Origin of the sequence: Streptomyces mobaraensis NBRC 13819 = DSM 40847 (assembly GCF_017916255.1) — a bacterium.
Taxonomy (GTDB): domain Bacteria; phylum Actinomycetota; class Actinomycetes; order Streptomycetales; family Streptomycetaceae; genus Streptomyces; species Streptomyces mobaraensis.
On sequence record NZ_CP072827.1, the window covers coordinates 5,198,736 to 5,225,563 of the forward strand.

General features: G+C 73.7%; 23 protein-coding genes and 1 pseudogene. 10 read left to right on the forward strand and 14 right to left on the reverse strand.

Annotated elements, in window-relative coordinates; genetic code table 11:
* Window positions 1-129 precede the first annotated feature (129 nt).
* From J7W19_RS22525 to J7W19_RS22535, 4 genes and pseudogenes are all read left to right on the forward strand, one after another.
* A complete protein-coding gene (locus J7W19_RS22525) occupies window positions 130-915 on the forward strand; it encodes a VOC family protein (RefSeq protein WP_004946513.1) in 786 nt (261 codons plus the stop codon).
* 781 nt (window positions 916-1,696) lie between these two features.
* Window positions 1,697-1,939: pseudogene (locus J7W19_RS33940) on the forward strand (helix-turn-helix domain-containing protein); the annotation flags it as partial.
* A gap of 9 nt (window positions 1,940-1,948) precedes the next feature.
* Window positions 1,949-2,521, forward strand: coding sequence for an MmyB family transcriptional regulator (locus J7W19_RS22530; RefSeq protein WP_459214092.1), 573 nt, complete (start codon window positions 1,949-1,951; stop codon window positions 2,519-2,521).
* A gap of 85 nt (window positions 2,522-2,606) precedes the next feature.
* Window positions 2,607-3,668 carry a type III polyketide synthase gene (locus tag J7W19_RS22535; RefSeq protein WP_004946509.1) on the forward strand — a complete coding sequence of 354 codons (1,062 nt, stop codon included), beginning with the start codon at window positions 2,607-2,609 and terminating at the stop codon, window positions 3,666-3,668.
* A gap of 5 nt (window positions 3,669-3,673) precedes the next feature.
* Here the strand turns inward: J7W19_RS22535 and J7W19_RS22540 are convergent, their stop codons facing one another.
* The 5 genes from J7W19_RS22540 to J7W19_RS22560 form a co-directional block, all read right to left on the reverse strand.
* Window positions 3,674-4,543, reverse strand: a complete 870-nt coding sequence (locus J7W19_RS22540) for an MmyB family transcriptional regulator (protein WP_004946506.1) — start codon at window positions 4,541-4,543, stop codon at window positions 3,674-3,676.
* A gap of 216 nt (window positions 4,544-4,759) precedes the next feature.
* Window positions 4,760-5,626, reverse strand: coding sequence for a carbohydrate ABC transporter permease (locus tag J7W19_RS22545; protein WP_004946503.1), 867 nt, complete (start codon window positions 5,624-5,626; stop codon window positions 4,760-4,762).
* Complete coding sequence (locus J7W19_RS22550; RefSeq protein WP_106429643.1) at window positions 5,623-7,020, reverse strand: extracellular solute-binding protein; 1,398 nt, start codon at window positions 7,018-7,020, stop codon at window positions 5,623-5,625. The genes J7W19_RS22545 and J7W19_RS22550 overlap by 4 nt, the downstream gene beginning before the upstream one ends.
* Window positions 7,021-7,252: 232 nt before the next feature.
* Window positions 7,253-7,972 (reverse strand): response regulator, encoded by a 720-nt coding sequence (locus J7W19_RS22555; protein WP_063825800.1) that lies wholly within the window; start codon window positions 7,970-7,972, stop codon window positions 7,253-7,255.
* Complete coding sequence (locus J7W19_RS22560; protein WP_004946493.1) at window positions 7,969-9,630, reverse strand: sensor histidine kinase; 1,662 nt, start codon at window positions 9,628-9,630, stop codon at window positions 7,969-7,971. Before J7W19_RS22560 ends, J7W19_RS22555 begins: the two co-directional genes overlap by 4 nt.
* A 165-nt stretch (window positions 9,631-9,795) precedes the next feature.
* Between J7W19_RS22560 and J7W19_RS22565 the strand changes: the two genes are divergently transcribed.
* Complete coding sequence (locus J7W19_RS22565) at window positions 9,796-11,244, forward strand: cation:dicarboxylate symporter family transporter (RefSeq protein WP_004946491.1); 1,449 nt, start codon at window positions 9,796-9,798, stop codon at window positions 11,242-11,244.
* 337 nt (window positions 11,245-11,581) lie between these two features.
* Here the strand turns inward: J7W19_RS22565 and J7W19_RS22570 are convergent, their stop codons facing one another.
* Window positions 11,582-12,205, reverse strand: a complete 624-nt coding sequence (locus J7W19_RS22570) for a TetR/AcrR family transcriptional regulator (RefSeq protein ID WP_004946488.1) — start codon at window positions 12,203-12,205, stop codon at window positions 11,582-11,584.
* Between the two features lie 155 nt (window positions 12,206-12,360).
* Between J7W19_RS22570 and J7W19_RS22575 the strand changes: the two genes are divergently transcribed.
* On the forward strand, window positions 12,361-14,034 hold the full coding sequence (locus J7W19_RS22575) for an MFS transporter (protein ID WP_004946485.1): 1,674 nt from the start codon (window positions 12,361-12,363) through the stop codon (window positions 14,032-14,034).
* 158 nt (window positions 14,035-14,192) lie between these two features.
* Here the strand turns inward: J7W19_RS22575 and J7W19_RS22580 are convergent, their stop codons facing one another.
* The 5 genes from J7W19_RS22580 to J7W19_RS22595 form a co-directional block, all read right to left on the reverse strand.
* The gene (locus J7W19_RS22580; RefSeq protein ID WP_004946482.1) at window positions 14,193-14,717 is read right to left on the reverse strand and encodes an NUDIX domain-containing protein; all 525 of its coding nucleotides are present in this window, start codon (window positions 14,715-14,717) and stop codon (window positions 14,193-14,195) included.
* Window positions 14,714-15,121 (reverse strand): hypothetical protein, encoded by a 408-nt coding sequence (locus tag J7W19_RS33105; protein ID WP_004946479.1) that lies wholly within the window; start codon window positions 15,119-15,121, stop codon window positions 14,714-14,716. The genes J7W19_RS22580 and J7W19_RS33105 overlap by 4 nt, the downstream gene beginning before the upstream one ends.
* Window positions 15,122-15,225: 104 nt before the next feature.
* A complete protein-coding gene (locus tag J7W19_RS33110) occupies window positions 15,226-15,954 on the reverse strand; it encodes a helix-turn-helix domain-containing protein (protein WP_004946476.1) in 729 nt (242 codons plus the stop codon).
* Between the two features lie 297 nt (window positions 15,955-16,251).
* A complete protein-coding gene (locus J7W19_RS22590; protein WP_004946474.1) occupies window positions 16,252-16,821 on the reverse strand; it encodes a hypothetical protein in 570 nt (189 codons plus the stop codon).
* A 180-nt stretch (window positions 16,822-17,001) separates the two neighbouring features.
* Window positions 17,002-18,183 (reverse strand): MFS transporter, encoded by a 1,182-nt coding sequence (locus J7W19_RS22595; RefSeq protein ID WP_004946471.1) that lies wholly within the window; start codon window positions 18,181-18,183, stop codon window positions 17,002-17,004.
* 112 nt (window positions 18,184-18,295) lie between these two features.
* Between J7W19_RS22595 and J7W19_RS22600 the strand changes: the two genes are divergently transcribed.
* Window positions 18,296-18,874, forward strand: coding sequence for a CGNR zinc finger domain-containing protein (locus J7W19_RS22600; protein ID WP_004946468.1), 579 nt, complete (start codon window positions 18,296-18,298; stop codon window positions 18,872-18,874).
* Window positions 18,875-19,121: 247 nt separating this feature from the next.
* Here J7W19_RS22600 and J7W19_RS22605 read toward each other — a convergent pair whose 3' ends face one another.
* Entirely contained in the window at window positions 19,122-20,804 is a 1,683-nt protein-coding gene (locus J7W19_RS22605; RefSeq protein ID WP_004946465.1) for a hypothetical protein, read from the reverse strand.
* A gap of 444 nt (window positions 20,805-21,248) precedes the next feature.
* Between J7W19_RS22605 and J7W19_RS22610 the strand changes: the two genes are divergently transcribed.
* The 3 genes from J7W19_RS22610 to J7W19_RS22620 are packed head-to-tail and all read left to right on the forward strand — an operon-like array spanning window position 21,249 to window position 22,787.
* Window positions 21,249-21,440: a hypothetical protein gene (locus tag J7W19_RS22610; RefSeq protein WP_004946463.1), complete on the forward strand. Its 192-nt coding sequence runs from the start codon at window positions 21,249-21,251 to the stop codon at window positions 21,438-21,440.
* Window positions 21,433-22,068, forward strand: coding sequence for an RNA polymerase sigma factor (locus tag J7W19_RS22615; RefSeq protein ID WP_233478156.1), 636 nt, complete (start codon window positions 21,433-21,435; stop codon window positions 22,066-22,068). Before J7W19_RS22610 ends, J7W19_RS22615 begins: the two co-directional genes overlap by 8 nt.
* Window positions 22,065-22,787, forward strand: coding sequence for a hypothetical protein (locus tag J7W19_RS22620; RefSeq protein WP_004946456.1), 723 nt, complete (start codon window positions 22,065-22,067; stop codon window positions 22,785-22,787). The genes J7W19_RS22615 and J7W19_RS22620 overlap by 4 nt, the downstream gene beginning before the upstream one ends.
* 49 nt (window positions 22,788-22,836) lie before the next feature.
* On the opposite strand, the gene glgB is transcribed toward J7W19_RS22620, so the two are convergent.
* Both glgB and J7W19_RS22630 read right to left on the reverse strand, forming a co-directional pair.
* Complete coding sequence (glgB, locus tag J7W19_RS22625) at window positions 22,837-25,167, reverse strand: 1,4-alpha-glucan branching enzyme (protein WP_004946451.1); 2,331 nt, start codon at window positions 25,165-25,167, stop codon at window positions 22,837-22,839.
* A 42-nt stretch (window positions 25,168-25,209) separates the two neighbouring features.
* Entirely contained in the window at window positions 25,210-26,742 is a 1,533-nt protein-coding gene (locus tag J7W19_RS22630) for a maltokinase N-terminal cap-like domain-containing protein (protein ID WP_004946449.1), read from the reverse strand.
* Window positions 26,743-26,828 lie beyond the last annotated feature (86 nt).

Below are 26,828 nucleotides of genomic sequence, written 5' to 3' on the forward strand. Positions count from 1 at the left end.
CGCCGTGCCGCACGCGGGGGCGGGCCGCGCCGTACCGGGCGGGGGCCCTGGGCCGGTGCCAGACTGGGAACCGGGGGGTAGGCGGGAAGCACCGCGCGAGTGGTACGAGGAGAGACGGGGTTCACGGCCATGCTCACCACCGATTTCGTCACCGGTTCGCCCAGCTGGCTCGACCTGGGGAGCCCGGACACCGGACGGGCCGCCGACTTCTACGGGACGGTCTTCGGCTGGGAGTTCCAGTCGGCCGGGCCCGACGCGGGCGGCTACGGCTTCTTCCGCCGCGACGGCGCCACCGTCGCGGCCGTCGGCCCCCTCACCGAGGAGGGCGCCTCCTCCGCCTGGACCGTCTACTTCCGGACACCGGACGCCGACGCCACCGCGAAATCCGTCGAGCAGGGCGGCGGCACGGTCCGCGTCCGGCCCTTCGACGTGATGGACGCCGGGCGGATGGCCTGCTTCACCGACCCGGGCGGCGCGGAGTTCGCCGTCTGGCAGCCCGGTCGCGTCGGCGGCCTGGACAGCGCCTCCGCGGAGAACGCGCTGTGCTGGACCGAACTGCACGTGGCCGACCCGACCGCGGCGTACGCGTTCTACCGCGGCGTCTTCGGGTGGCGGGTCGCGGACATGGAGGTCCCGGGGATGGTCTACAAGGTGCTCTCCACGGCGGAGGGCGACCAGCAGGCCGCCTCGTTCGGAGGGGTGGCCCCCTTGCAGGAGGGTGACCGGCCGCGCTGGATCCCCTACTTCGCGGTCGTCGACCCGGACGCGGTGGTCGCGGCGGCGGAGCGCGGCGGCGGCTCGGCCCTGATGCCGGCGGCCGACGTGGCCGGGGTCGGGCGCATCGCCTGGCTCGCCGACCCCTTCGGCGCCCCCTTCGCCGTCATCCGCCCGGACCAGCCGGCGGCGGCCGCCTGACGGGCGGGCCCCGCCTCGTCCTCCGCGGCGCTCTCCCGCCCGCTCGGCCTCTCGACGCGACGTGTGCCGGGGGCCGCGCGGACGGACTTCCTCGCCGGGCTCCCCCGGGGCTCGTTCGGGCCTCGCGCCCGGTCTCCCCGGACGTGCTCCGGGCTTCCGGCCCCGCAACGACTACGGGCCCGCGGCGGTGGGGCGCGACGGGCTCGGGCCGGACTCGTACGGGTCGGCGGGCGTCACCTGGGCGCCCGGCTCCCGTTGTGGGCTACTCAAACCTGACAAGGCTTGTTTTTGCCCGGTTTTTGCGTAAAGATCGGCGGCATCCCCGCTGATCAGCGGCCTCCCCCGCGGTCGGCGCCTCCCGTGTGGACCGGCGCTGGAGCAGGTCCGCGCGTGCGGCGGGGAATCCGACGGTTCCCCTCCGTCGGACCGCAACCCCTCACTTGCTGTGGGGTGTCTTTTCAGCCGTTGAGCACAGGACTAACTTCGCGTTGAGCGGTGGTGGCCCTGAAGGGAGAACGTAAACCCGAACGCGGTAACTGGCGCCGTATCAACTCCGCCCACTGCCGCCATTTCCCGTCGAAGGACGATCGCATGTTCCCCTCCCGTAACTGATACATCACTCGCCGTGGACGGCGAATCGGGTTCGGTCACCCCCGTAGGTCGAACCCGAGTCTGATGATGCAGGAGAGATGCGATCATTACAGCGGTCAACTTTTCCTCCGAAAAACTCTCGGACAAAAGCGTCTTCCCTCTGCGGGGGAGCCGTGGTAATGGGGGGTCGATGGACAAGGGTGCGCTTCAATGGCTGTTGCGCGAACGAAGGGCGCTCATCGCCCCGGAAGAATACGGTTTGAGTAGGCCGTCCCGACAGGGGCGACGTGCTCCCGGGCTCACGCAATCGCAGATCGATCAACTGTTGCACCGTACTCACGGAACGTACAACAGGCTGGAGACGGGTAACTACCCCAATCCTCCAGAGGACTTATTGCGGGATGTCGCCCGACTTCTGGCGTTCAACGAACACGAGTGGTCGTTGCTTTGGCTCTACACGCTTCATCGCGATCCGCCGACGCCGCTTCATCCGCGGTCCGGCACCGAAGTCCGCGGAGCGTGGCAGGACGTCATCGACGGCATCTCCCATATCGCCTACATCACCGACCAGTCATGGCGGGTGGTCACGTACAACAAGGCGTTCGCCGAGATCTTCCCGAGCGGACGGGTGCCCACCAACACCATGCGGTGGATGCTCCTGGCGCCGGAGGCGCGCGAGGTCCTGATGGGCTGGGACGAGCACTGGCTCCCCATGGTGCTGCCGCAGTTGCGTGCCGCCATGGCGGCCCTGCCGAACGACGAGACGCTCGCGGGCATCGAGAAGGACGTCCTGGCGGACCCGGTCGCGGGCCCGCTCTACGAGGCGGGCGGCGGGTCGTACATCCACCCGGACGGTGACGAACGGCCGTTGCTCCACGCCCGGCTCGGCCCGGGCTGGGTGTCCCTGTGCACCGCCGAGCCGCTGTCGTCGCCCCGGGCCCGCCTCATGGTCATGATCTTCCGCCCAGGTGAGGAACGCCGGCACACCGGGCCGGCCATCCTCCGCGCCACATGAGCCCGAACTTACCCGGCCGGGCGGCCGCCGTGCGGCGGCCGCCGCCGGGCGCAGCCCCCCGCACCGACCCCCCGTGGAGGATCCCTTGCCCGCCTACGTCGCGCGGCCCGCCATAGCGCTGCCCGAACACGTCGTCACCACCGACGAGATCTGTGACGACATCCAGTCCCACCACGGCGGTCTGCCGCGCCTGGCCGCCACCTTGCGCATCGTCCGGGCGACCGGGGTCTCCACCCGCAGGTTCGCCCGCCCCCTCCACTCGCCGACCGTCTCCGGGAACGCCCCGGTCCTGGAACGCAACCAGGTGGCGTTCGACGACGCCTGCCGGCTCGCCGAGGAGGCCGCCCACCGCGCCCTCGCGCACGCCGGGCTGCGGCCCTCCGACATCGACTGCGTCGTCACCAGCCACAGCACCTCGTGGGCGGTCCCGGGACTCGACGTCCACCTGGTCCAGGCACTCGGGCTGCGGCCGGACGTCCGGCGCGTCCCGATGGCGTCCCTCGCCTGCTCGGGCGGGGCCCAGGCGCTGGTCCGCGCGAGCGACGTGATCGCCGCGCATCCGGGCAGCAGGTGTCTGGTGGCCGTCGCCGAGACCTTCAGCGCCATCTACCACCAGCAGGACACCTCGGTGGAAGCCATGATCTACAAGGTGCTGTTCGGCGACGGCGCCGGCGCCTGCGTGGTCACGGACGAGCCCCTCTCGCCGGGCCTGCGGATCGACTCCACATGGGAGTATTTGCTTCCGCACAGCCGCGATCGGTACTGGGCCCATCTGGACGGCAGCGGCTTCCACTTCAACTCCAGCCGCAAGGCCATCGAGGCGGCGGGCGAGGCGATGCCCGCGCTCCGGAAATGGCTGGTGACCGCCGCCGAGGGGGGCCGGCCCTTCCTGCCGGAGTGGACCGTCGCCCACCCCGGCGGGCCGCGCATCCTGGACAGCGTGGCCGAGGAACTGGACCTGGACCGGGAACGGCTGCGGCACTCGTGGGACAGCCTGGCGGCCAACGGCAACCTCGGCGGGGTAGCCGTCCTGGACGTCCTCGCCCGCACCCACACGGATCCGCCGCCGGCCGGCGCCCCGGGGCTCCTGCTCGCCTTCGGCCCGGGCTTCGTCGCCACCGGAGGGGTCGGCGCCTGGCACGCGTGATCCGGTCACGGCGCGGGAACGCACGGCGGGTAGTACCCGGCGGGGTCGTGGGTGCGCGGGTCCGACTCGGGGTACTCCCGGACAGCTGACTCGTCCGTCCGGAACGTCAGTTGGAACTGCCGCAGTCCAGGGAACCCGGAGAGTTCGCTGACGCACATGGTGACGGTTCCGGGGCCGTGCTCCGGGTGGCGCCAGGGCCGTATCGCCCCGTCCGGATGGGCGTGCCCGGACGGGACGCTCCGGTACCACCTGCTCAGCAGCGGGTCGGCCAGGCAGCGGTCGGTCAGCCACTGGAGCACGGGGTCGCCCTTGTGCCGGACCAGCGCCAGCCGGAGCTGGGGGACGGCCACCGGCCCCCAGCGGTTCTCCCAGTCGAGCAGGGTCACGGTACGGGCGCTCTCGTCGAAGAGCATCCAGTGCATGGTGTTGTGCGGAACCCGGCGCCCGGGGAACAACGCGGCGAATCCGCGGCTGTAGGCGTGGACGTTCCACAGGCTGTCGCTGATGTAGGTGACGCCGGGGGACTCGGTGACCATCTCGCGCCAGTGGCGGGGCGTGGTGGTACGGGAACCGTCCGCGAGGGGGAACGGCGGCTGCTCTCCCCGGGCGTATCCGTAGAGAACGACCCATTCCTGTTCGGTGAGTCCGAGAGTATGGGCCACATCACGCAAATACTCGGGCGCCGGATTGTCCAGGACGCCGCGCTCCAGTTTGCCGTAGGTGCCCGGGGCGCGCAGGAGTAAGTGGTCCATGTGCGCCTGCGTCAGACCCGGGGACTTTCTGCCCCGGGGATCCATCCGTACCAGCCCCAGCCCTTCGGGACTGATGGCCGCCCGGCGTTCGGTGAGCATCTGGCGCAACACCTCCGCGTCCAATGAACAACTCCCTTCCTACACCGGGGACCTCCGTTTTTCGAGGTGCGGTCCGCACCTGGAAAGGCCACTCGCGCCCCGATGATAGGGCCGGAGAAGCCCGCGCCCCGTCGCGGGTCGCGGAAATGGCAACGGGCCGGTCCGGAAAGTGCCCGGCAACGCCCCGCCCCGGCGCGCCCCCCGAGGGCCGGTCCCTCCGTCCGCGCGGGGCCCCCGCGTTCACTCCTCGCGCAGCAGGCGCAGATACACCGCCGAGAACAACCCCCCGACGAGCAGCAGGAGCAGCGCGACCGCCGTTCCGTAGCCGATCAGGGACTTGAGGAACGCCTGGTCGTACATGAAGACGGGGAGGGTCTCGCTGCGGTGGGCCGGGCCGCCTCGGGTCATGGACCAGATGAGGCCGAAAACCGACAGGGTTTGCAGGGTGTTGAGCATGAGGTTGGTGCCGATGGTGCGGCGGAGCATGGGGAGGGTGATGTGGCGGAAGCGGCGGAGGCCGGTGGCGCCGTCGACGAGCGCGGCTTCGGTCACGTCCTGCGGGATGCCGTCCAGCGCGGCCGAGTAGACGAGCATGGAGAACGCGGTGCCGCGCCAGACGTTGGCGAAGGAGACGGCCAGGATGGGCAGGGTGAACAGCCAGTTCTGGGTGGGCAGGTGGAGCGCTTCGAGGATGGCGTTGAGGGTGCCGCGCCGGTGGAAGAAGGTGTAGAGGAGGAACCCCGCCACGATCTCCGGCACCACCCACGCGGCGATCACGATCGTGCCGGTGACCGCGCGGACCGGCCGGGACGCGTGCCGCATCAGGGCGGCGAGCGCGAAGCCCAGGGTGTTCTGGCCGACGAGGGACGACAGAACCGTGAAGACGAGGGTGAGGACGACCGCGTTCCGGAAGTTCTCGTCCGCGAAGGCGTGCCGGAAGTTGGCCAGTCCGACCCAGGAGGCGGACGCCTGGCCGGTGAGCCGGGTGTCGGTGAACGCGATCCCGACGCACCAGACGACCGGTCCGGCGAGGAAGAGCAGCAGCAGGACGGTGGCGGGCGCGAGGGGGAGCCAGCGGGTGAGCGCTCGGCGGCGGGGGGCGGTCACCGGCCGTCCCCCGCCGTGTCGGCGAAGGACCGCAGCTCCTCGTCGTAGTCCCGCGCGGCGCGCGCCGGCGCGGCGTCGCCCGTGGCGACCTCCTCCATCGCCTCCTGCAGCGCGGAGGACACCTGCGGGTAGACGGGCAGGGCCGGGCGATGGCGGGTGACCGCGACCAGCCCGGTGAAGAAGTCGATGCCCGGTACGTACGTCCGGTAGCGCGCGTCGGCGGCGACGTCGTCCCGGACGGCGATCTGCCCGTCGCGGACCGTCCAGTCGAGGGCGTTCGATCGGGTCTGCAGGGTTTCCACCACCTGCCAGGCCAGGTCCGCCTTCCGGGAGCGGGCGGCGACGGCCCAGGCCCAGCCGCCCGAGAGGCTGACCCGCCCGGGGGCCGCGCCGTGCTGCGTGGGGAAGGCGGCCCGGCCGAGCACCCGCGACCACGCGGGCCACGGTCTGCTGCCGTCCGGCTGCCAGTTCTTGCCGAGCCAGTTGCCGTCCAGGGCGATGGCGAGCTTCCCCTTGGGCAGCCATTCGGCGGTGACGCGCGTGCTGACGTTGGGGTCGAGGGCGTCCGTCGGGTCCGGGCCGAGTTTCTCGGAGTAGACAGTGCGGACGAATTCCAGGGCGTCGACGAGCCCTTGACGGCCGGTCAGCCACTTCTTCCGCGCCGGGTCGTACAGCGGGTCCCTCCCGGTGCCGTACAGCAGCATCTCGAACCCCTGCATGGCAGCCGCCTCCCCGGGCCCCTTGCCCGTGTAGAGGTGGAACGGGATCACCCCGGGGACCCGCTCCCGGACGGCCCGGGCCGCGGCGAGGACGTCGTCCCAGGTCCGCGGCTGCCAGTCGGCCGGCAGACCGGCCCGGGCGAAGATCTCCTTGTTGAACCACAGCCCCCGGGTGTCCGTCCCGTCCGGCACCCCGTACGTCCTGCCGTCCTCCGCCGTCACCAGTGCCTTGGCGGCCGGCAGATACCGCTTCCAGTCCTGCCAGCCGGCCAGCTTGTCGTCCAGTGGTCGCAGATAGCCCGACGCGACGTCCGAGTCGATGAGGGAGGTGTCCTCACGGACCAGGTCCGGCGCGGTCCGCGGCGAGCGCATCATCTGCTGCACCTTGACGGCGTAGTCGTCCTGCGCGGCCTGGACGGGGACGAGCTCCATCCTCCGGCCCGGGTGCTCCCGCTCGAACTGCCGCTTCACGCCCGTCAGATAGTCGTCCAGGATGCGGTACTTGTTGTCGGTGCTGCGCTGGTAGACCACCCGGACGGTGTCCGGGTCGCCACCCGGGGCCCCGCAGGCGGTGAGCGGCCCGGCGAGCGCCGCGGCGGTCAGCGCGGCGGCGAGAAGCACCCTGGTGACGGGACGCGTGGGGGCGGCGGTACGAGCGGGGGAGCTGGTACGCACACGGGTACTGGCGCGTACACGGGTGCTGGTGCGTACAGGGGCGGCGGGGCGCACGGGGGCAGTGGGGCGCACGGGCGACCTCCTACGGGCCGGAGCCTGCGAGCGGCCCGCGGCGGGCCCGGCGGCTCGGTGGCACCCGGTAACGTTCCCTGCCCGCCGCCCGGGTACGCGCCAGGGACGCCGTACGGCGCACGCCGTGCCGGGCTCCGGCCTCGGCGTCGCGGCTTCCCCCTCAGCCCCCGCTCAGCCAGCGGTAACGCAGCTCCGGCCGTCCCACCTGCCCGTACAGCGGTGCCCGCGCCGCCCGGCCGGTGCCGACCAGGTGTTCCAGGTAGCGGCGGGCGGTGATCCGGGAGATGCCCACCGCGCCGCCGGCCGTGGTGGCGGAGAGGCCGTCCGGGCCCGCCGCGCGCAGCGTGTCCGTGATCGCCGCCAGGGTGTCGGTGCTCAGGCCCTTGGGCAGCACGGCGGGGCGGGGGGCGCGCAGCGCGCCGAGCGCGCGGTCCACCTCGTCCTGGCCGCTGGCCTCGCCCGCGACGGACCGGAACTCGGCGTACCGCACCAGCCGGTCGCGCAGGGTGGTGAAGGTGAACGGCTTGAGCACGTACTGCACCACGCCCAGCGACACGCCCTCCCGGACGACGGCCAGGTCGCGGGCCGAGGTGACGGCGATGACGTCCGCCGTGTGCCCGGCGGAGCGCAGCGAGCGCAGCAGCCGCAGTCCGTGGCCGTCGGGGAGGTAGAGGTCGAGGAGCAGCAGGTCGGCGGGGGAGCGCTTGAGGAACTGCGAGGCGTCGCCCACCGAGCGCGCCACCCCGGCCACGGCGAAGCCCGGGACGCGCCGGACGTAGAGGGCGTGGGCGTCGGCGGCCACCGGGTCGTCCTCCACGACGAGGACGCGGATCGGTGGCGTCGGCGGTGGTGGCGCCGTGGGTGGCGCGGGGGGTGTCACGGCCGCTCACCGGCTTCGCTCGGCGCCGCGGCGCTGCTGCCCAGCGGCAGCCGGACCGTGAACTCCGCGCCGCCGGACGGCGCTTGACTCGCCTCGACCGTCCCGCCGTTGCGCACCGCCGCCTGGCGGACCAGGGCGAGGCCCAGGCCGTGGCCGTGGGGGGCGTCGCCGGGGGCCTTGGTGGACCAGCCGCGGCGGAAGACCTCGTCGGCCGTGCCGGGGGCCAGCCCGGGGCCGGTGTCGGTGACGCGCAGCAGCAGGTCGTCGCCGTCCGGCCGGACGGTCACGGTGACCCGGGCGGCGCCGGCGGGGAGGCCGTCGCCGGGGCGGGGACCGGCCGCGTCCACCGCGTTGTCGATGAGGTTGCCGAGGACGGTGACCAGGTCGCGGGTGGGCAGGCCGGGCGGCAGCAGGCCGTCGTCCACGTGGCTGTCGGGGGAGAGCAGCAGTTCCACGCCGTGCTCGTTGGCGTGGGCGGCCTTGCCGAGCAGCAGCGCGGCGAGGACGGGTTCGGCGACGGCGGCCACCACCTGGTCGGTGAGGGCCTGGGCGAGTTCGAGTTCGGCGGTGGCGAAGCCGATGGCCTCCTCGGCACGGCCGAGTTCGATCAGCGAGACGACGGTGTGCAGCCGGTTGGCGGCCTCGTGCGCCTGGGAGCGCAGCGCCTCGGCGAAGCCGCGGACGGAGTCCAGTTCGCCGCTGAGGGCCTGGAGTTCGGTGTGGTCCCTGAGGGTGACGACGGTGCCGCGGCGCTGACCGCCGGAGACCGGCGAGGTGTTGACGACCAGCGTCCGGTCGGCGGTCAGGTGCAGTTCGTCGACGCGCGGCTCGGGCGCCAGCAGGGCGTCGGTCAGCGAGCGGGGCAGGCCGAGGTCGGTGACGTGCAGGCCGACGGCGTCCGTCCCGCGCAGCCCGAGCAGTTCCCGGCCGCCGTCGTTGACGAGGGCCACCCTGCGCTGCCCGTCCAGCATCAGCAGCCCCTCGCGTACCGCGTGCAGGGCGGCCTCGTGGTAGTCGTGCATCCGGGCCAGCTCGGTGGCGTTCATTCCGTGGGTGTGCCGGCGCAGCCGCCGGTTGAGGACGTACGTACCGGCGCCGCCGAGCGCGAGGACGGCCGCGGCGAAGACGAGCAGGGCGACGACCTGACGGCGGTGGCGCGCGCTGATCGCGTCGACCGTGATGCCGGCGCTGACCAGGGCGGTGACCCGGCCGTGCCGGTCCCGGACGGGGGCGACGGCCCGTACGGACGGGCCGAGCGTGCCGGTGTACGTCTCCGCGAACACCCGCCCCTCCAGCGCCGGCCCGGTGTGGCCCAGGAAGCGCTCGCCGATCCTGGCCGGGTCCGGGTGCGTCCAGCGGATGCCGCCCGGGCTCATGATCGTCACGAAGTCCACGTCCGTGTCGTGCCGGACCCGCTCGGCGTAGGGCTGGAGCGTCCGCGAGGGGTCCTTCGTCCCGGCCGCCTCGGCGACGGCGGGGGACGCGGCCACCGCCGTCGCCGTCGCGGTCACCTGCCGGCGCGCGGCCCGCTCGGCCTCGGCGCGGTCGGAGATCCAGGCGAACGCGGCGCACCCCGCCACCACCGCGGCCACCAGCACGATCTGCACGGCGAAGAGCTGGCCGGCGAGGCTGCGGGAACGTATGCGAGGTGTGCGCATGGCCGACAGTGTGCACCGCGGTCCATTCGTGAACGTAATGCACGCAAGGGTGACCGCGGTCACAGCGGCGTGCATAGTCTCCGGGACCCCCCTCACGGGAACGGGACCCCGCCGAACGGACGGGCGGGGCCGGCCCGCAGGAGCCGCGACGACGAGGAGCCCCACGTGACACCCGTGACGACGACGTCACCGTCCACCCCACCGGGACCGCCGGACCGGCCGGGACCGCCCGGACCGTCGGGACCGCCCGGACCGTCGGCAGGGCCGGCCGGGAAGCGGGACCGGACCCACTACCTCTACCTCGCCGTCATCGCGGCGGTGCTGGCCGGTATCGCGGTCGGCTTCGCCGCCCCCGGCACGGCCGTCGAACTCAAGCCGCTGGGCACGGGATTCGTCAATCTCATCAAGATGATGATCTCGCCCGTCATCTTCTGCACGATCGTGCTCGGCATCGGATCGGTCCGCAAGGCCGCCAAGGTCGGCGCGGTGGGCGGGCTGGCGCTCGGCTACTTCCTGCTGATGTCGAGCGTGGCGCTGGCCGTCGGCCTGCTCGTCGGCAACCTGCTGGAGCCCGGCAGCGGCCTGCACCTGACGGAGGCCCTCCGGCACGCCGGCGAGGCGCAGGCCAAGAACGCGCACGAGTCCACCACCGCGTTCCTCCTCGGCATCATCCCCACCACCCTGGTGTCCGCCCTCACCGGCGGCGAGGTGCTGCAGACGCTGCTGGTCGCGCTGCTGGTGGGCTTCGGCCTGCAGGCCATGGGCGGCGCGGGGGAGCCGGTGCTGCACGGTGTCGGCCACCTTCAGAAGCTGGTCTTCCGGATCCTGTCCATGATCATGTGGGTGGCGCCGGTGGGCGCCTTCGGCGCCATCGCCGCGGTGGTCGGGGCGACGGGCGTCGACGCGCTGAAGTCGCTGGCCGTCATCATGATCGGCTTCTATACGACCTGTCTGCTGTTCGTCGTGGTGATTCTGGGGACGCTGCTGCGCCTGGTGGCCGGGGTGAACATCTTCCGGCTTCTGAAGTACCTGGGACGGGAGTTCCTGCTGATCCTCTCCACCTCGTCGTCGGAGTCGGCGCTGCCCCGGCTCATCGCGAAGATGGAGCACCTGGGCGTCAGCCGGCCCGTCGTCGGCATCACCGTGCCGACCGGCTACTCGTTCAACCTCGACGGCACCGCCATCTACCTGACGATGGCCTCGCTGTTCATCGCGGAGGCGATGGGCACGCCGCTCGACCTGGGGCAGCAGGTCTCGCTGCTGCTGTTCATGATCATCGCGTCCAAGGGCGCGGCGGGCGTCACCGGCGCCGGGCTGGCCACCCTCGCGGGCGGCCTCCAGTCGCACCGGCCCGAACTCGTCGACGGCGTCGGCCTGATCGTCGGCATCGACCGCTTCATGAGCGAGGCGCGCGCCATGACCAACTTCGCCGGGAACGCGGTCGCGACGGTGCTCGTCGGCACCTGGACGAAGGAGATCGACCGGGAGCGGGCCCAGGAGGTCCTCGCCGGGCGGCTGCCCTTCGACGAGAGCACGCTGACGGCGGAGGACGGCGGCCACGGAGCGCCGCCGCCGGAACCGCGGGAGGCGGAGCGGGCGGCGGCGGGCGTCTGAGGGCGTCTGAGGACGGCGGTGCGTTCTCGGTGGGCGCGTGCGTCGGTGACGCGTCGGTGACACGTCCCAGGGGCGCCGGGCGGGGTTCCGCCCGGCGCTCCGGTGCGTGTTCGGTGGGGGCGGCTCGCCGCCGTGTGGTCCGACGGGGGGCAACTGGTCGTCGCGTGTTCCGGCGGGGGTCGGCTCGCCGCCGTGTGTTCCGGCGGGAGTCAACCGGCCGTCTTGTCCGGCGGGGGTCAATTCGCCGTCGCGAGTTCCGACGGGCGGTCGGCTCACCGCCGTGTGTCCCGGCGGGCGGTCGGCCCGTCGCCGCGTCCGCCGCTGTCCCGGCGGGCGGTCAGCCCGCCGCCGTGTCCTCCGCCGCGATCCGTTCCACCAGTTCCGCCGCCTCGTCCGCCCGGACGCCCGCCGCCGTCAGGACCGTCACGGCGGCCGAGCGGCCCGCCCGCTCGGGCGGCAGCAGCCCGTCGTTGACGGCCTGGAGCAGTCCGAACAGGATCTGCTCGTGCACGTAGGCGAGGGCCGCCGCGGGCAGTACGGACGTGAACCGTCCCGCCTCCAGACCGCGCCGCAGCAGCGCCTCGCTCTCCCGCCGGACCGGCTCCAGCCGGCGCAGGATGCCCTCCACCGTGACGCTGCGCTGCGCCATGGAGACCAGCAGCCGGTAGCCGTCGGCGATCTCCCACACCGCGAGGATCGCGCGGGCCAGCGCCTCCGCCGCATCGCCCGGGTCGCCGACCGCCCGCAGCGCCTCGGCCCGTGCCGCGCCGACCGTCTCCGCCGCGTCGTCCACCAGGGCCGCGACCAGCGCGTCGCGGCCGGGGAAGTGGCCGTAGACGGTACGGCGTACGACGCCGGCCGCCCGGGCGATCTGGTCCATGCTCGCCTCGGGGTCGCGCAGCAGCTCCGCGAGGGCGACGTCCAGGATGCGGCGGCGATTGGCGTTCGCTCTGCCGGTCATCGGTTCTCTTCTCCGTCGGGCCCGTCCGGCCCGCCCAGGGCCTTCTGCCTCCTCATTTTGCACACCGCCGTCCACCCCCCGTACATTGCACAGCAGTGTGTAATTGCACAACCCTGTGCAAGATCGAGTGCAAGATCGAGGAAAGGAAGGTTGCCATGCGCCTGGGGATATCGCGTCCCGTCGACGCGATGGACGGGCCGTACGCGCGACGCTGGTGGGCACTGGGGGTGCTCTGCATCAGCCTGCTGATCATCGTCATGGCGAACACGTCGCTGACGGTGGCCGCCCCGGACATGGTCCAGAGCCTCGGTCTCGGCAGCTCCGACCTCCAGTGGGTCATCGACGGCTACACCGTCCCGTACGCCGCGCTGATGCTGATCCTGGGCGCGGTCGGTGACAAGTACAGCCGCCGCGGCGCCCTCGTGCTCGGCCTGCTCGTGTTCGCCGGGGCGTCGGTCGCGGGCTCGCTGGTGGACAGCGCGGGGGGCGTCATCGCGTCCCGCGCGGCGATGGGCGTCGGCGCGGCCATGATCATGCCGGCGACCCTGTCGCTGCTCGCCGCCACTTTCCCGCGCGCCGAGCGGGCCAAGGCCATCACCATCTGGACGGCCACCGCCGGTCTCGCCATCGCCGTCGGCCCGCTGGTCGCGGGCGCGCTGCTGGAGGACCACGGCTGGGCCTCGACGTTCCTCATCAACGTGCCGATCGCGCTGCTGGGCGCGGTGGGCGCGCTGTTCCTGGTGCCGCCTTCCAAGGCGGAGAACGCCGAGAACGCTGCGAAGATCGACTACATCGGCGGCCTGCTGTCCGTCATCTGGGTCGGCTCCCTGATCTACATGATCATCGAGGGTCCGCACTTCGGCTGGGGCGCCAAGGCCATCACGGCCGCGGTAGTGGCCGGAGTCGGCTTCGTCTGCTTCGTGCTGTGGGAGCTGCGCCACCCGCGTCCGGTGCTGGACGTGCGCCGGTTCGCCAAGCGGGCCTTCGCGGGCTCGACGCTGGCGGTCGCCCTGTTCTTCCTCGCCGTCTTCGGCGCGTTCTACTACCTGACGCAGCACCTGCAGTTCGTCCTCGGCTACTCGCCGCTGGACACCGGCGTCCGGATGCTGCCGCTGGCCGGCGCGGTGTTCGTGGGCGGCGCGCTGACCGCGTTCCTCACCCCGCGCTTCGGCATGAAGATCACGGTCGCGCTGGGCATGACTGTGGGCACGGTCGCCATCGCGCTGCTCACCCGCGTCGACGCGTCCTCCTCCTACGACGACTTCGTGCTGCCGCTGATCATCCTGGGTCTGGCCATCGGCCTGTCCCTGTCGCCCTGCACCAACGCCATCATGGGCTCCTTCCCGGAGAGCCAGCTGGGCGTCGGCGGTGCCGTCAACAGCACCTCCATCGAGCTCGGCGGCTCCCTCGGCATCGCCATCCTCGGCACGGTGCTCGCCAAGACGTACTCCTCCAACCTCGGTGACGCCGCCGCCAAGGCCGCCGCCGCGGGCGGCCCCAAGCTGCCGGAGAAGGCGCTCTCCGCCGCCCAGGACTCGGTCGGCGCGGGCCTCTACGTCGCCAAGGAGGTCGGCAAGCAGGTCGCGGCCGGTGCCGCGCCCAAGGTCGGCCCGGAGAAGGCCGCCGCGCTCGGCGCCCAGCAGGCCCAGACCGTCGTGGACGCCGTCCACAAGGCGTTCGCCGACTCGGTCGCCCACACCAGCGTCGTCGGCGCCGTGATCCTCGGCATCGGCACCGTCGTCGTCGCCTTCCTCCTCCCGCGCAAGGCGTCCCAGCCGCAGCCCGCCGCGGCGGAGCGCTCGGAGGAGCGGGAGACCGAGCGGGTCTGACCGCGCTGCTCCCACCGACGGGGTGGGGCCGGGACGATGCCCCGGCCCCACCCCGTCGGCTTGTGCGGTCCCGCTTTCCCCGCGACAGGTCGTGTCACCGGCGCCGGCGCCGCGGGTACGTGGAGGTCAGCGCCGGTACGCCGCTGGGCCCGACCGGCTCACCCGCCGACGGAGCCGTGGCCGCCGCCCGTCCGGAGGTAGACGGGAACGCCGTCCCCCAACGCGGCGACGGCGGCGGCGAACCGCCGGGTCAGACGGGGGCTCAGCAGCCCCCGCGCCCGCCCGGGCGCGACGAACGACAGCCCGGACAGCTCCCCGTCGCAGGGCCGAAGGCGGGCGGCCGTCGCCGCGTCGAGCACGCCACCGTCGAAGACGAAGGCGATCAGATCGTCCCAAGGCCCGTGCGGCGCCACCCAGTCGACGACGAGCAGCCCTCGGATCGCCGCAACCAGACCCAACTCCTCCCGCAACTCCCGCACCGCGGCGACATCAGGAGCCTCATTGGCCTCGGCCATCCCGCCGGGGAGGTCCCATCCGGGCTTGTAGGTGGGCTTGACCAGCAGGAAGCCCCCGGTCTGGTCCCGGAGCAGCACGTCGGCGCTCACGCGCTTGCGCGCCTGTCTGGCGTTGCCTTCCGCCAGGTAGGCGTTCCACGCCTCGGGATCGGAAGGGTCCGGGCTCATGTCTCCGTGCCTTCGCCACGCTGCGGGATCAGGTCGGCGAGGAGCAGGGATCGCGTTCTCGTGAAGTCGTCCAGTCTCGCTGCGAACTCACGCCGGGGCGGGTGGTCGCATCGCTGCCTCAGCCGGTGTCCGAGAGCTGCCATGCGGCGCATCACGCGCACCGATCCGAGGGCCGGACTGATGGTGAGCAGGTCTGCCCCGTGGTGCACGACTGCGTCCCAGTCGGCGCGACGAGCGTGGACGTCGACCAGAGTGATGCGGTTCGACGCGAGTGAGCGCACCCTGTGCGCCTCGCGCAGCGTGATGGCCCGTTCCGCGTAGGCGACGGCCCGGTCGTAGTCCGCCAGGTCCCGGGCGACGAGAGCGGCTTCGCCGGAGAGGGCGGCCGTGTCGAAGGGGCTCACCCAGGGATGAGCCGCCGCCGGAGGCCGTTCCAGGGCCTCATGCGCTCGATCGAGGGAGCGAAAGGCCGCGACTCGTCGCCCTGTCGCCGCGGCGGCTCTCGCGCTCATCGCGCCGAGCCGGGCGTCGGGCCACGGGCGGCGATGTCCGGGCCGGCGGCCGCCCAATGCGCGGCCTTCGACGGATCTCCCGTCTGGAGCGCGAGGTGACTGATGCCTACCGCTACGTTGCCGGCCGACGACCAGTCCCCGGATGCGTGAGCCAGGTGCGAAGCGCGCTGAAAGTGCCTGGCCGCGAGTGCGTCGCGTCCGGAGTCGTGGGCCGTCCAACCGGCCATCTCCGAGAACGCGGCCGCCTCCCCCGAAGGCTTGGACATCGCCTTCGGAATCGACGAGCCGCCGGGCGACCTTCTCGTTGAGTGATGCGGCACGGCCTGGTACAAGCGCCCGCCACCCGCTGCCTTGTCCGCCTCGCGGAACGTGGTCACGACGGAGACATCGTCACCTGCCGGTGCGGTCTGCGCTTCGATTCCGGACGGTGGCGGCTGTGGTTCCCAGGGGCGGCTCGCGATGCCCAACAGCCGCCCGGGGATACGGAGTCCGTCGGCGATCTCCTCGAAGACCGACAGCTTTTCGACCCGGCTCTTCCCGTTCATGTAGTCGTAGAGCCGTCCCTGCGAAATGCCGGCCGGCTCGGCGAGGCGGCGGGTGCTGACGCCAGGGTGGTTGAGCATGCGGAAGACCGCTCCCATGTCGCGCCGCGCGCACGCGTCGGCGAACCGAGCGTCGTCGAGCAGCCCCGCCACGACATGCCCTGGGTACTGCGCCCGCTTCACCGCGCTCCTCCCCTGGTGTAAGTCGAAGCGTAGACCTCAGAGGCGCGCATGACTCCGCCTTGGTGCCACCTCATGCGGTCACTTGGACAGCCGGGGGGACCGTTCACTGGAAGCAACCGATGCCCGGCCCGGCCTTCTGGCCTGGGCCCGAACTTCAAGGCGACTGTTGATGAGTCTGCCCCCTCCACTCTGCACTCCGGCGGCCCGCTCCTTTACCCGTCACGAGAGGAGCGCGGTGTCTGCCGCCGGTACGCAGGCAAGTGCGCGATGACCCGCGCGGCCGGGTGGGGCACCGCCCTAGCCGACCCTGTCCCGCAGCGTGTAGCCCCCGGCGATGACGCGTGCGTCGGTGGCCGAGGCCATGCACTTGGTGAGCGTCGGCTGCCCCTTCGGGGATGGTGCCGCCAGCCCTATGCGGCTGGGGCCGGCGCCCTTCGGGGCGATGTAGAAGCTCACGCCCATGCGGGCGTGCTCGGGCAATGTGGTGCGCCAGGGGTGGCCGGGGCTGGTGCGGGTGAGGGTGCCGGTGACGACGGCGGTGGGGCCGCCGGTGCGGAGGCAGTCGACCGTGAAGTCGCCCCAGTAGACCTTGGCTTGCTTTCCGGTGCCGATTTTGTGGGAGAGGCGGAAGGTGCCCCAGGACTTGGTGGGGAAGGTGGGGCCGCTCGTGTAGGCGGCGTGGGCGTCGACGGTCAGGCGGATGTCCTCCGTGGTGACGGGGTACTCCATGCGTCCCGAGCCCCGCAGGGCGGACGTCACGATGCGGTCAGGGGCCTTGGTCGGCGTCGCGGCGTCCGCCACGCCGGCCGTGTCCGTCGTCGTGAGGATCAGGGCGAGGAGGGCGGCGGTGCGGAGGGTCCTGTTCATCGGTGCTCCGGTTCGGGATTCGGGAGAAGTGGTGGCCGGGGGGACACCGTCGATCCTGGCCGGGGGTGTGTTCGCCCGCCTCCGCCGCGAGGCTCGTTCCGCTCCGTCGTGCGGGTGAGGACCGGTGCTACCCGGGGGCGATCCGATGCGGGATCCACGTCGGCCGTTCGTGGTGCCGCGTTACGCGGGTACGGCGCCGGGGCGTCCCGCCGCGCCGATCAGGGGGCCCACCACGAGGAGTTGTCCGGCCGCCAAGGTGAGGCAGACCGCCGCCGTGCCGGACCACAGGGCCGTGACGCCGGCGTGTTCCAGGACCTGTGTGGCGGTGATCGGGGCGGCGACCGTGGCGATGCCCCAACTGACGCCGTACGCCGCCAGATAGCGGTCGGCGCCGCCGGGTGGTGCCAGTTCCGCCACGACGCCGAGGATCCGGCCCAGGACGAGCAGATCGCCCAGGCTCCACACGACCGTGGCCGCCAGGAACGCGGGGAGGCCGGACGCCGGCGCGTAACCCGCCAGGCCGGCCGCCATCAGGGCGTGGCCGAGGGCGAGGGCCGTGGAGTCCGGGAGGGCGGCGAGGCGGCGGAGGCGCAGGGCGGGCTGGGCCGCGACGATGGTCACGGCCGAAGCGCTGAACAGCAGCCCGGCGTCGGAGGGCCGGAGGCCGCGGTGGGCGAGGGTCAACGGCAGCGCCATCGTGATCTGCAGGGAGACGAGGGCGAAGACCGTGCCGGAGGCGAACAGGGCCCACAGCGCGCGGTCCCGCCACGGGTGGGCCGGCTCGGGGAGCCCGGCGTGCCCGGCGGACCCCCGGCCGGGGCGATCGGCGGGCAGTGCGAAGCGGAGCGTCACCGCGCAGGCCAGGCAGGTCAGCGCGTCGGCGACGAACAGCCAGCGCAGGTCCCACCGGCCCAGGGCGGCGGCGATCAGGCCGGCGCCCGTACCGCCCGCCGCGAGCGCGGCGTTGAGCAGGCTGTAGGCGCGCACCCGGTCGGCCGGGCCGACCGCGTCGGCGATCATCCCCTGGCTCGGCGGTTCGTACAGTTCGAAGGCCAGGCCGAGGAGGACCGCGAAGACCGCCACCGCGGCCAGGGAGTCGGCGACCGCGATGCCCACCTGCGCGAGCGCGCAGCCCGTGAGGCCGAGCACGATCGTCCGGCGCCGCCCGAGCCGCGCCGCCAGGTGGCCTCCGGCCAGGCGCGACGGGATGGTCGCGAGGCCGAAGGCGGCCGAGAGCAGCCCCGCCGTGGTGGCGCTCGCACCGAAGTCGGCGCTGATCAGGACGGTCAGGAAGGGCAGCGAGAAGGCCCCGAGCCGGTTGATCGCCCGCGCCGCCACCAACAGCCATACGATGCGCGGCATTGCCGTCGCCGTCGCCGTCTCCATCCCCGTCCCCCCGCCGTCCCCGCGTAACTGGTGAATCGAGTAACGTCGGTTACGGACGCTAGCCCCGGAAGGAGTGACTGGTCAAGTGATGTTCGACAGTCACGTCGCGCTGCTGCTGGACCAAGCCGTCGCGCTCGTGAACACGTTGACCGATGGAGCCGCGCGCGGCCGCCCCTACACCGCGCCCCGCGGAACCGGGCTCCGGACCGCGATCGACGCCGCGCTACCGCGCACCGCCTCCTCGCTGCCGCGCGACATCGACGACGAGCAGGCGGCGTATCTGTCCGGAGCGGCCCGGCGCATGCGCGACGTCTTCCAGGCCATGCAGGACGGGCGGCCGGACGACGCGGCGGCGGCCGTGAACGACCTGCTGCGCGACACCGGCGCCCGGCCGCGGCTGGACCGGGGTGCCGGTGAACCCTGGCAGCTGCACTTCCACGGCCCCGACGACTCCTTCGCCGCGGGGTCCAGTGCCGCCTGCGCCACCGCGCTCGCCGTGGCGGTGGGCGGTGGCCTCGCCGGGCGGCTGGGCGTCTGCCGCGCCGACCGCTGCGACCGCGTCTACGTCGACCTCTCCCGCAACGCCGCCCGCCGGTTCTGCTCCACCGCCTGCCAGAACCGCGCCAAGGCCGCCGCCTTCCGCGCCCGCCAGGACGCTCGCGGCTGACGCGCGACGGGGTCCGGGTACGCGGGTGCCTTACGCGGTGCCGGGGCGGGCGCTGCACGCGGTCCCGGTGCGTGGGGCTCACGCCGTGCCGGTGCGTGCGGCTCACGCGGTGCCGGTGCGTGCGGCTCACGCGGTGCCGGTGCGTGCGGCTCACGCCGTGCCGGTGCGTGCGCCTCGACGCCGCGCCTCACGGGCGTACCTCACCGGATGTACCTCGCCAGGCGTGCCCCACCGGGCCACCGCGCCCTCACCCCCTCGGTGGCGGAACCCGTTCCACATACGGCCCGTCCGTGAGCCGGCGGCCCAGGATCGGGGCGCGGGGGCCCGGGGACGGGTCGATGCGGATGACGGTGGCCAGGCCGCGGGTGGGGACGGGGAGCGGGGGAGGCTCCTCCTCGGCGGTGGGCTCGGGGTGCGGGGTGATCGCGGGGCGGAGTTCGGCCAGGAGGTGGTCGGCGGCGGCGGGGACGCCGGCCAGGCGGAGGATCTCCGCCAGGGCGCGGGCCTCGGTGCGGGGACGCTCGCGGGCGGCGAAGCCGAGGAGCCAGCGGGCGTCCTCGGAACGGCCGGCCGACTCCAGCGAGCGGACCAGCGGTGGTACGTCGCCGAGCGCCCGCAGCCGGCCGGCGGCCATGAGGATCTGGTAGACGTCCGAGTGCAGGCCCGCCTCCCGGAGCGCGGCCACCACCTCCAGGACCCGTTCCGCGGACTCCGCGCGGGCGACCGCGACATGGACGTGCGAGGCGTCCTGCGGCCGCCCGGCGCGGAACAGGGCCGTGAGGACGGCGGGGACGCGGGCGGCGGGGCGGGTCCGGGCCACGGCCGTGAGGACGCGCTCGGCGTCCGCCGGCTGTTCGTCGGCGTGCAGCAGGGCCACCACGCGCTGGACGAAGCCGGGGTTGCCGTCCCGGCCCACGGTGGTGGCCAGGTGCCGGGCCGCGGTGTCCTGGCCGTGGGCGCGGGCGTCGGACAGGGCGCGTACCGCCGTCAGCGGGGAGTTGTCCGGCGGTGGAGTCGTCCGGACGTCGCCGGGGGTGCCCCAGGGCTTGTCCGGGCGGTTGTCCGGGCGGTTGTCCGGTGGATCTGTCCGGGCTTCGCCCCCGGTTGTCCGGACCGGGCCCCCGGTTGTCCGGTCGTCCGGACCGGACAGGGAGGCGCGGCGCAGTGCGTCCCGTTCGGCCCGGACCCGCCGCAACTCCTGTGCGAGCAGCGTACGTCGGGCCTCGCTCCGCTGGAGTCGCCGGTGCGCCCGCCGCAGTTGCTCCGTGCGCACGCCGTCCGCCCCTCCCCGGGCACGCAGTTCGTCCAGGTCCTTCTCCAGTCGTCCGACGGTCGTGAGGAGCAGGACGGACAGCTGGTGTGCCCCGTCCCGCGCGCGTTCCGCCTCGGCGGCCCGGTCCAGCGCGGCGCGCAGCGCCTCGTCGGCCGGCCCGCCGGGAGCCGAGCGGGAGGGATCGTCCGGGCTTCCGCCGGAGCGGCAGTCATCAAGCGGGCAATCAACGGGCCGGCCTTCGTCGCCCCTCGCGCCACCGACTCCGCCATCCTCGTACCGACCGGGTTGTCCGGCCCGTTCCCCGCGTTGTCCGGTCCGGCCGTCGCGCCGCAGCGCGGTCGCCCGGACGCGCTCCCACACGGGACGTGCCTCGTCGAGCAGCCGGGAGCGCTCCGCGTCGTCCCGGGAGCAGACGTCGGCGACGGCCTCCACGAAGTCCCAGCGCGGGTTCGCGCCGGCAAGCCGGTCCGAGACCGTGGAGCGGGCGGGCACCCGCCCGTCCGTGAAGTGCTCGGGCTGCAGGGCGCCCGCCAGGTCCCTGACGCGCAGTCCGGCCTTGTCCAGCCAGGCGCGCTGTAGGTCGGCCAGCTCCCGGGCAGGGCCGGAGGGGCCGCGCAGCGGTCCCCAGGGTCGTGTCCGCCTCCTTCCCTCACTCAACGTCCCTCTCCTTGTGTTCGCAACGGCAATGAATGCAATCGATAGCAACGGTTGGCGACGGCTGGCAATGGATCTTGTCCATGCTTGTCCGGCCGGACGCCCGGACCAGTGGACCAACGGATTCCGTTGGACGAACCTCGCTCTGGAGGCCGGTCCGCCGGGGGAGTTGATGGATCTCATACTGAAGCACGCGTCATGCTTCCGGCGCACCGGGTGGTGGGGTCGACTCCGGGTTCGATCAGGGAAAACCCCGAGACGTTTCGCACTGGTGAACGAGGCGAGGAGTGGCCGGCCCGGCACGTCCGGCGCTTCCCCGCATCCGGGGCCTGCACGTTCGGGCCCCGAACGGCGCTTGTACCCATGGAGACCACGCGTCTCCGGCGCCGCATGGGGGATGACCGGCGTCCCCCCACTCCACACCGCTACGCAGTACGGGAGAAGCAGGTGCATCAAGAGAACGCGGCGCGATGGATCGAAGTCGGCCTGGCCTTGCGGGTGTTCGGACCGGACGCCTTCCGGTTGCTGCGCCGGCTGCTCGCCGCCGGCGTCCGGATCGGTATCTCCGGCCTGGCCGGCGGCCCCCGCCACTCGGGACCGGTGAAGCCCTCCTGCAAGCACGGAGGCCGCTGTGACTGAGGGGGTGCCCGACGGGGAAGACCCGATGGAGCGGTGGCCGGACGCCGACCGGCTGTCGTTCTGGGCCTTCCACCTCGCCCGCAGACGGGACTACATGCGGTTCGCCTACGCCCGGTTGGGGTCCGACGCCGACGCGGAGGAGGCGGTGGACCTCGCCTTCGAAGCCGTCATGCACAGCTGGCCCCGCATGCTGCGGATGGCCCACCTGGAGCAGTACGCCTGGACGATCCTCAAGCACCGCATCTGCGACCAGTGGCGCCGCCGCAGGCGCCGCCCCGAGCCCATGGACACCGACGCCTTCGAGGCCGCCCTCCGCGACCAGGCCGAGGACCCCTATGAACTCCTCGCCGATTTCATACAGTTGAACGAGGCCATCAGCGGTCTGAGTGAGCGCCAGCGGGACGCGGTTGTGCTTCGGTACCGCATCGGCTACACCACCTCCGAAGCGGCGGAACTGCTGGGCATCGAGGAGGCCACCGTGCGCTCCCACGTCAGCCAGGCATGCCGGCGGCTGGCCCGGGTGCTGCGGACGGGCGTCACCGGAGCACCGCGCGGCGAAGGGACCCCGGGCGCCCCCGGGGCCCCGGAGGCCACGGCCGACACCGCACCGCGGGAGGAGACCCCATGACCGACGACCTCGCGCCCGCGGCCCGGGGCAGAGTCGAACGACTGCTGTCCCTGGCCCGCACCCGGGACCGCTACGCCGACTACGACGTGCCGGCGGCCGAGGCGCGCCTCCGGGCCCGGCTGTCCGCCCGCGCCCGCCGGACCGCGCCGGCCGTCTTCGTCGCCTGGTCCCCGGCCTGGACGGAGCCCGCCCCCGGAGCCGCGGGCACCCTCGGCGACCCACCCGCCCCCGGCGGCCGGGCCGCCCCCGACGCCGACCGCGCCTGGTGGGACCTGACGGACATGAGCCTGGCCGTGCTGCGCGCCCCGGACGCCCCCCGCGACCTCGACCGGTTCATCCGCGACCGGTGCGCGGGCCGCACCGGCGCGCGGGTCTTCGCCTGCCTGCTGCACCTGGCCGACCACGGCGACGGCGCCCGCTTCTGGTGGCAGTTCGCGGCCGGCGCGGGCGACGGCACGGCCGAGTACTGCCTGTTCCTGGACCACTCCTGCCGCGGTGAGTACCACGACGCGGCCTTCTGGTGCGGGGAGCTCGTCCGCCACGGCTTCGTCCCGGACCGGGTGTGGGGCGACCGGGCCGCCGCCACGGCCGCGCGCCGCCTGCCCGAACCGCCCGTCGTCCACTTCAGCGAGCACCACGACCCGGACCTCGGCGCGATCCCGCTCCCCGAGCCCCCCCTCGTCCAGGACCTGCGCGCCCTCGCGGCGGCGGCTCCCTAGGCCCCCGGGCCCCTTGGCCCCCGGGCTCCAGGCCCCGAGGGCCAAGCCCTCACCCCGGCCGGAACCACACCGTCGCCAGCGGCGGCAGCGTCGGCTCGATGCTCGCGGGCCGCCCGTGCCGGCCCACCGGGAGCGCCTTGACGGGATCGGGGTTGCCGACGCCGCTGCCGCCGTACCGGGCCGCGTCCGTGTTGAGGCACTCCTCCCAGACCGCCGTCCCGGCCGGCACCCCCAGCCGGTACCCGGTCCGGACGACGGGCGAGAAGTTGCTCACCGCCAGCAGCGGCGAGCCGTCGGCGGCGAAGCGGAGGAAGGCGAGGACGTTGTCCTCCGCCGCGTCGCCGACGACCCAGGAGAAGCCGTCCGGCACCGTGTCGTACTCCCACAGCGCGGGCGTGGCCCGGTAGCGGGCGTTGAGGTCGCGGACGAGGTCCCGTACGCCCCGGTGGTCGCCCCCGGCCGCGTACGTGGGGTCGAGCAGCCACCAGTCCGGTCCATGCCCCTCCGACCACTCGGCCCCCTGGGCGAACTCCTGGCCCATGAAGAGCAGTTGCTTGCCCGGATGGGACCACATGAACCCCAGGAAGGCCCGGTGGTTGGCCCGCTGCTGCCACCAGTCGCCCGGCATCTTCGACACCAGGGACCGCTTCCCGTGCACCACCTCGTCGTGCGAGATCGGCAGCACGTAGTTCTCGCTGTACGCGTAGACCATGGCGAACGTCATCTCGCCGTGGTGGTACTTGCGGTGCACCGGCTCCTTCGCCATGTACTCCAGCGAGTCGTGCATCCAGCCCATGTTCCACTTCAGCCCGAAGCCCAGCCCGCCGAAGCCGCCCGGCCCCACGTGGTGGGTGGCCCGGGTGACCCCGTCCCAGGCGGTGGACTCCTCCGCCACCGTGACGATCCCCGGGCAGCGCCGGTAGACGGTGGCGTTCATCTCCTGGAGGAACGCCACCGCGTCCAGGTTCTCCCGCCCGCCGTGCTCGTTGGGCGTCCACTGACCGGGCCCGCGCGAGTAGTCGAGGTAGAGCATCGAGGCGACGGCGTCCACCCGCAGCCCGTCGATGTGGTACTCCTCGCACCAGTAGACGGCGTTCGCCACCAGGAAGTTGCGCACCTCCGTGCGCCCGTAGTCGAACTCCAGCGTCCCCCAGTCCGGATGCGCCGCCCGCAGCGGGTCGGCCGGCTCGTACAGCGGACGCCCGTCGAACTCCGCCAGCGCCCATGCGTCCCGCGGGAAGTGCGCCGGCACCCAGTCGACCAGCACCCCGATGCCCGCCTGGTGCAGCCTGTCCACCAGGTACTTGAACTCGTCCGGCGTGCCCAGCCGGGCGGTCGGCGCGTAGAAGCCCGTCACCTGGTAGCCCCACGAGCCGCCGTACGGGTGCTCCGCGACCGGCAGGAACTCCACGTGCGTGAAGCCCAGGTCCGTCACGTACGCGGAGAGCTGCTCGGCCAGCTGCCGGTAGCCCAGGCCGGGCCGCCAGGACGGCAGGTGCACCTCGTAGACGGAGAACGGCGCCGTGTGCGCCGGCCGGTCGCCGCGCCGGGCCATCCAGTCGCCGTCGCCCCACTCGTGGTGCGAGACGTGCACCACCGACGCGGTGGCGGGCGGCGCCTCCGTGCGCCGGGCCATCGGGTCGGCCCGCAGGGTGTGCGTCCCGTCGGGCCGGGTGATGTCGAACTTGTACAACTCGCCCTCGCCGACCCCCGGGACGAACAGCTCCCACACCCCCGTCGCCCCCAGCGAGCGCATCGGGTGGGCCGTGCCGTCCCAGAGGTTGAACCCGCCCGCCACCCGCACCCCGAGGGCGTTCGGCGCCCACACCGTGAACCGGGTGCCCGTCACCCCCTGGTGCGTCATCGGCCACGCGCCGAGCGCCTGCCACAGCTGTTCGTGGCGCCCCTCGCCGATCAGGTAGAGGTCGAGCTCGCCGAGGGCGGGCAGGAAGCGGTACGGATCGTCGATCTCGACCTCGCTGACCTCACCGACCTCGCCCGCCTCGTTGTCTTCGTACGCCACGTGCAGCCGGTACTCGGGGATCTCCCGCAGCGGCAGCACCCCGCCGAAGAAGCCGTCCCCCTCCGGGAGCAGCTCCGCCCGCAGCCCCTTGGCCACCACGGTCACCGCGCGGGCGTACGGGCGGAGCACCCGGAACGCCACCCCGCCCGGGGCGTGGTGGGCGCCCAGCAGGGCGTGCGGATCGTGGTGGGCGCCGCTCAGCAGCCGTGCGCGCTCGGCCTCGTCCGGGCGTGGTGCGGGCCGCACCCCCCGCCCGCCGGCCGGCGCGGGCGGGGAGCCGGGGCGTCGGCGGCCGGGCAGGAACGTGGCGGGGACGAACCCGCTGGGGGGCTCGTGGGACGACGGTCGAGCGGTCACGGGGTCTTCCTCCCGGAAGTCATCAAGGGGGGACGGGTGCGGTCAGGGCCGCCGGACGCCGTCCGCCCGCTCGGCGAGCCGGCGGATCGCGGACAGCGGCACGGGGAGCCAGTCCGGCCGGTGCCGGGCCTCGTACAGCACTTCGTAGACGGCCTTGTCGGTCTCCTGCGCGACCAGCAGCGGGCCGTCCTCGCGCGGGTCGCGGTGGGCGGCGGCGTAGCCGTCGCAGTACGCCTCGCGGGCCCGGGGCGCCCACTCGGTGCCGGCCCGGCCGACCGCCGCCGCGTAGTCGAAGGAGCGGAGCATGCCCGCGACGTCCTGCTCGACCGGCTGCGGGCGGCGCCGCTCGGCCAGCGGCCGGGCCGGCTCGCCCTCGAAGTCGATCAGCGACCAGCGCCCGTCCGCCGCCGTGCGCAGCGCCTGCCCCAGGTGCAGGTCGCCGTGGATCCGCTGGGCGCGGCGCGGCCGGCCGGGACCCGGCGGGCGGGTCAGCTCGTCGTAGGCGGCGCGCAGCGCGTCCCGGTACGGGCGGAGCGCCGGGACGGCCTCGGCGGTGACGTCCAGCCTGCGGCGCATGGCGGCGGCGATCCGCTCCAGCCGCGGCGGGTCCAGGTCGACGCTCGGGAGGGCCGCGGCCAGGGCGCGGTGCACCTCGGCGGTGGCCTGCCCGAGGGCGCGCGCGGCGGCGGTGAAGCCGTCCCCCGCGGCCAGCGCGTCGAGGGCGAGCCGCCAGCCGTCGGCGGAACCGGCCAGGAAGGGCTGGAGGACGCCGAGGGTCATCGGCTCGGCGACGCCCGGCGGTTCGGCCTCGAACCAGGCCGCGGGCGCGGGAACCCGGGCGCAGCCGGTACGGGCGAGGGCCCGGGGGAGTTCGAGGTCCGGGTTGACGCCGGGGCCCACGCGGCGGAAGAGCTTGAGGATGTACGAGTCGCCGTACACCACCGAGGAGTTGGACTGCTCGACCCCGAGGAGCCGGGGGGCGAGGCCGGCCGGCAGGTCGGTGTGCGGCTCCCGGGCGAACCGCAGCGGGCCGAGCCGGCCGGGCACCCGCAGCCGCTCCAGCAGCAGCCCGGCCAGCCGGGGGTCGGCCAGCGCCTCGTAGACGGCGAGCCCGCGCAGCGGCCCGCCGTCCGGCCGGCCGACGAGCGCGGGCGCGAGGCGCGGCGGCAGCACGTGCCGGACGCCGAGCAGCAACTGGTAGCAGTCGTCCGAGCCGGTCCCGGGCTGCCGGGCGCGGACGAGGAGGTGCAGCAGGCCGGGGGCACCGCCGGGCGGGCCCAGGGGCAGCAGGTCGACGGCGGTGACCGGGGCGAGTCCGGTGACCGGGCTGCCCTTGCCGGCGAACCAGCGCTGCCGGGGCAGCCAGTCGAGGAGCGGCGGGGCCAGCGAGGCCAGCAGCGCCTCGGCGCGGCCCGGCCCGTCTGAGGAGTGGCCCTGCCGGCCGGAGGAGCGGCCCGCTCCGTCGGAGGACGTGAGGGGTACGGGCGGCGGCGCGGCGGTGACGCCGGACGGTGCGGACCCGGGGCTCTCCGCCCCCGGTGCGGTCTCCCGGCGGGGCGGTACAGCGTCCGACATGGCGTCGCGTCCTTTCCCCGGGGCACACGACGATGGGGCACAGTGTCCCGGATTGCGGCTTTGGCCAGTGTGCGGTGCGTCGGGGC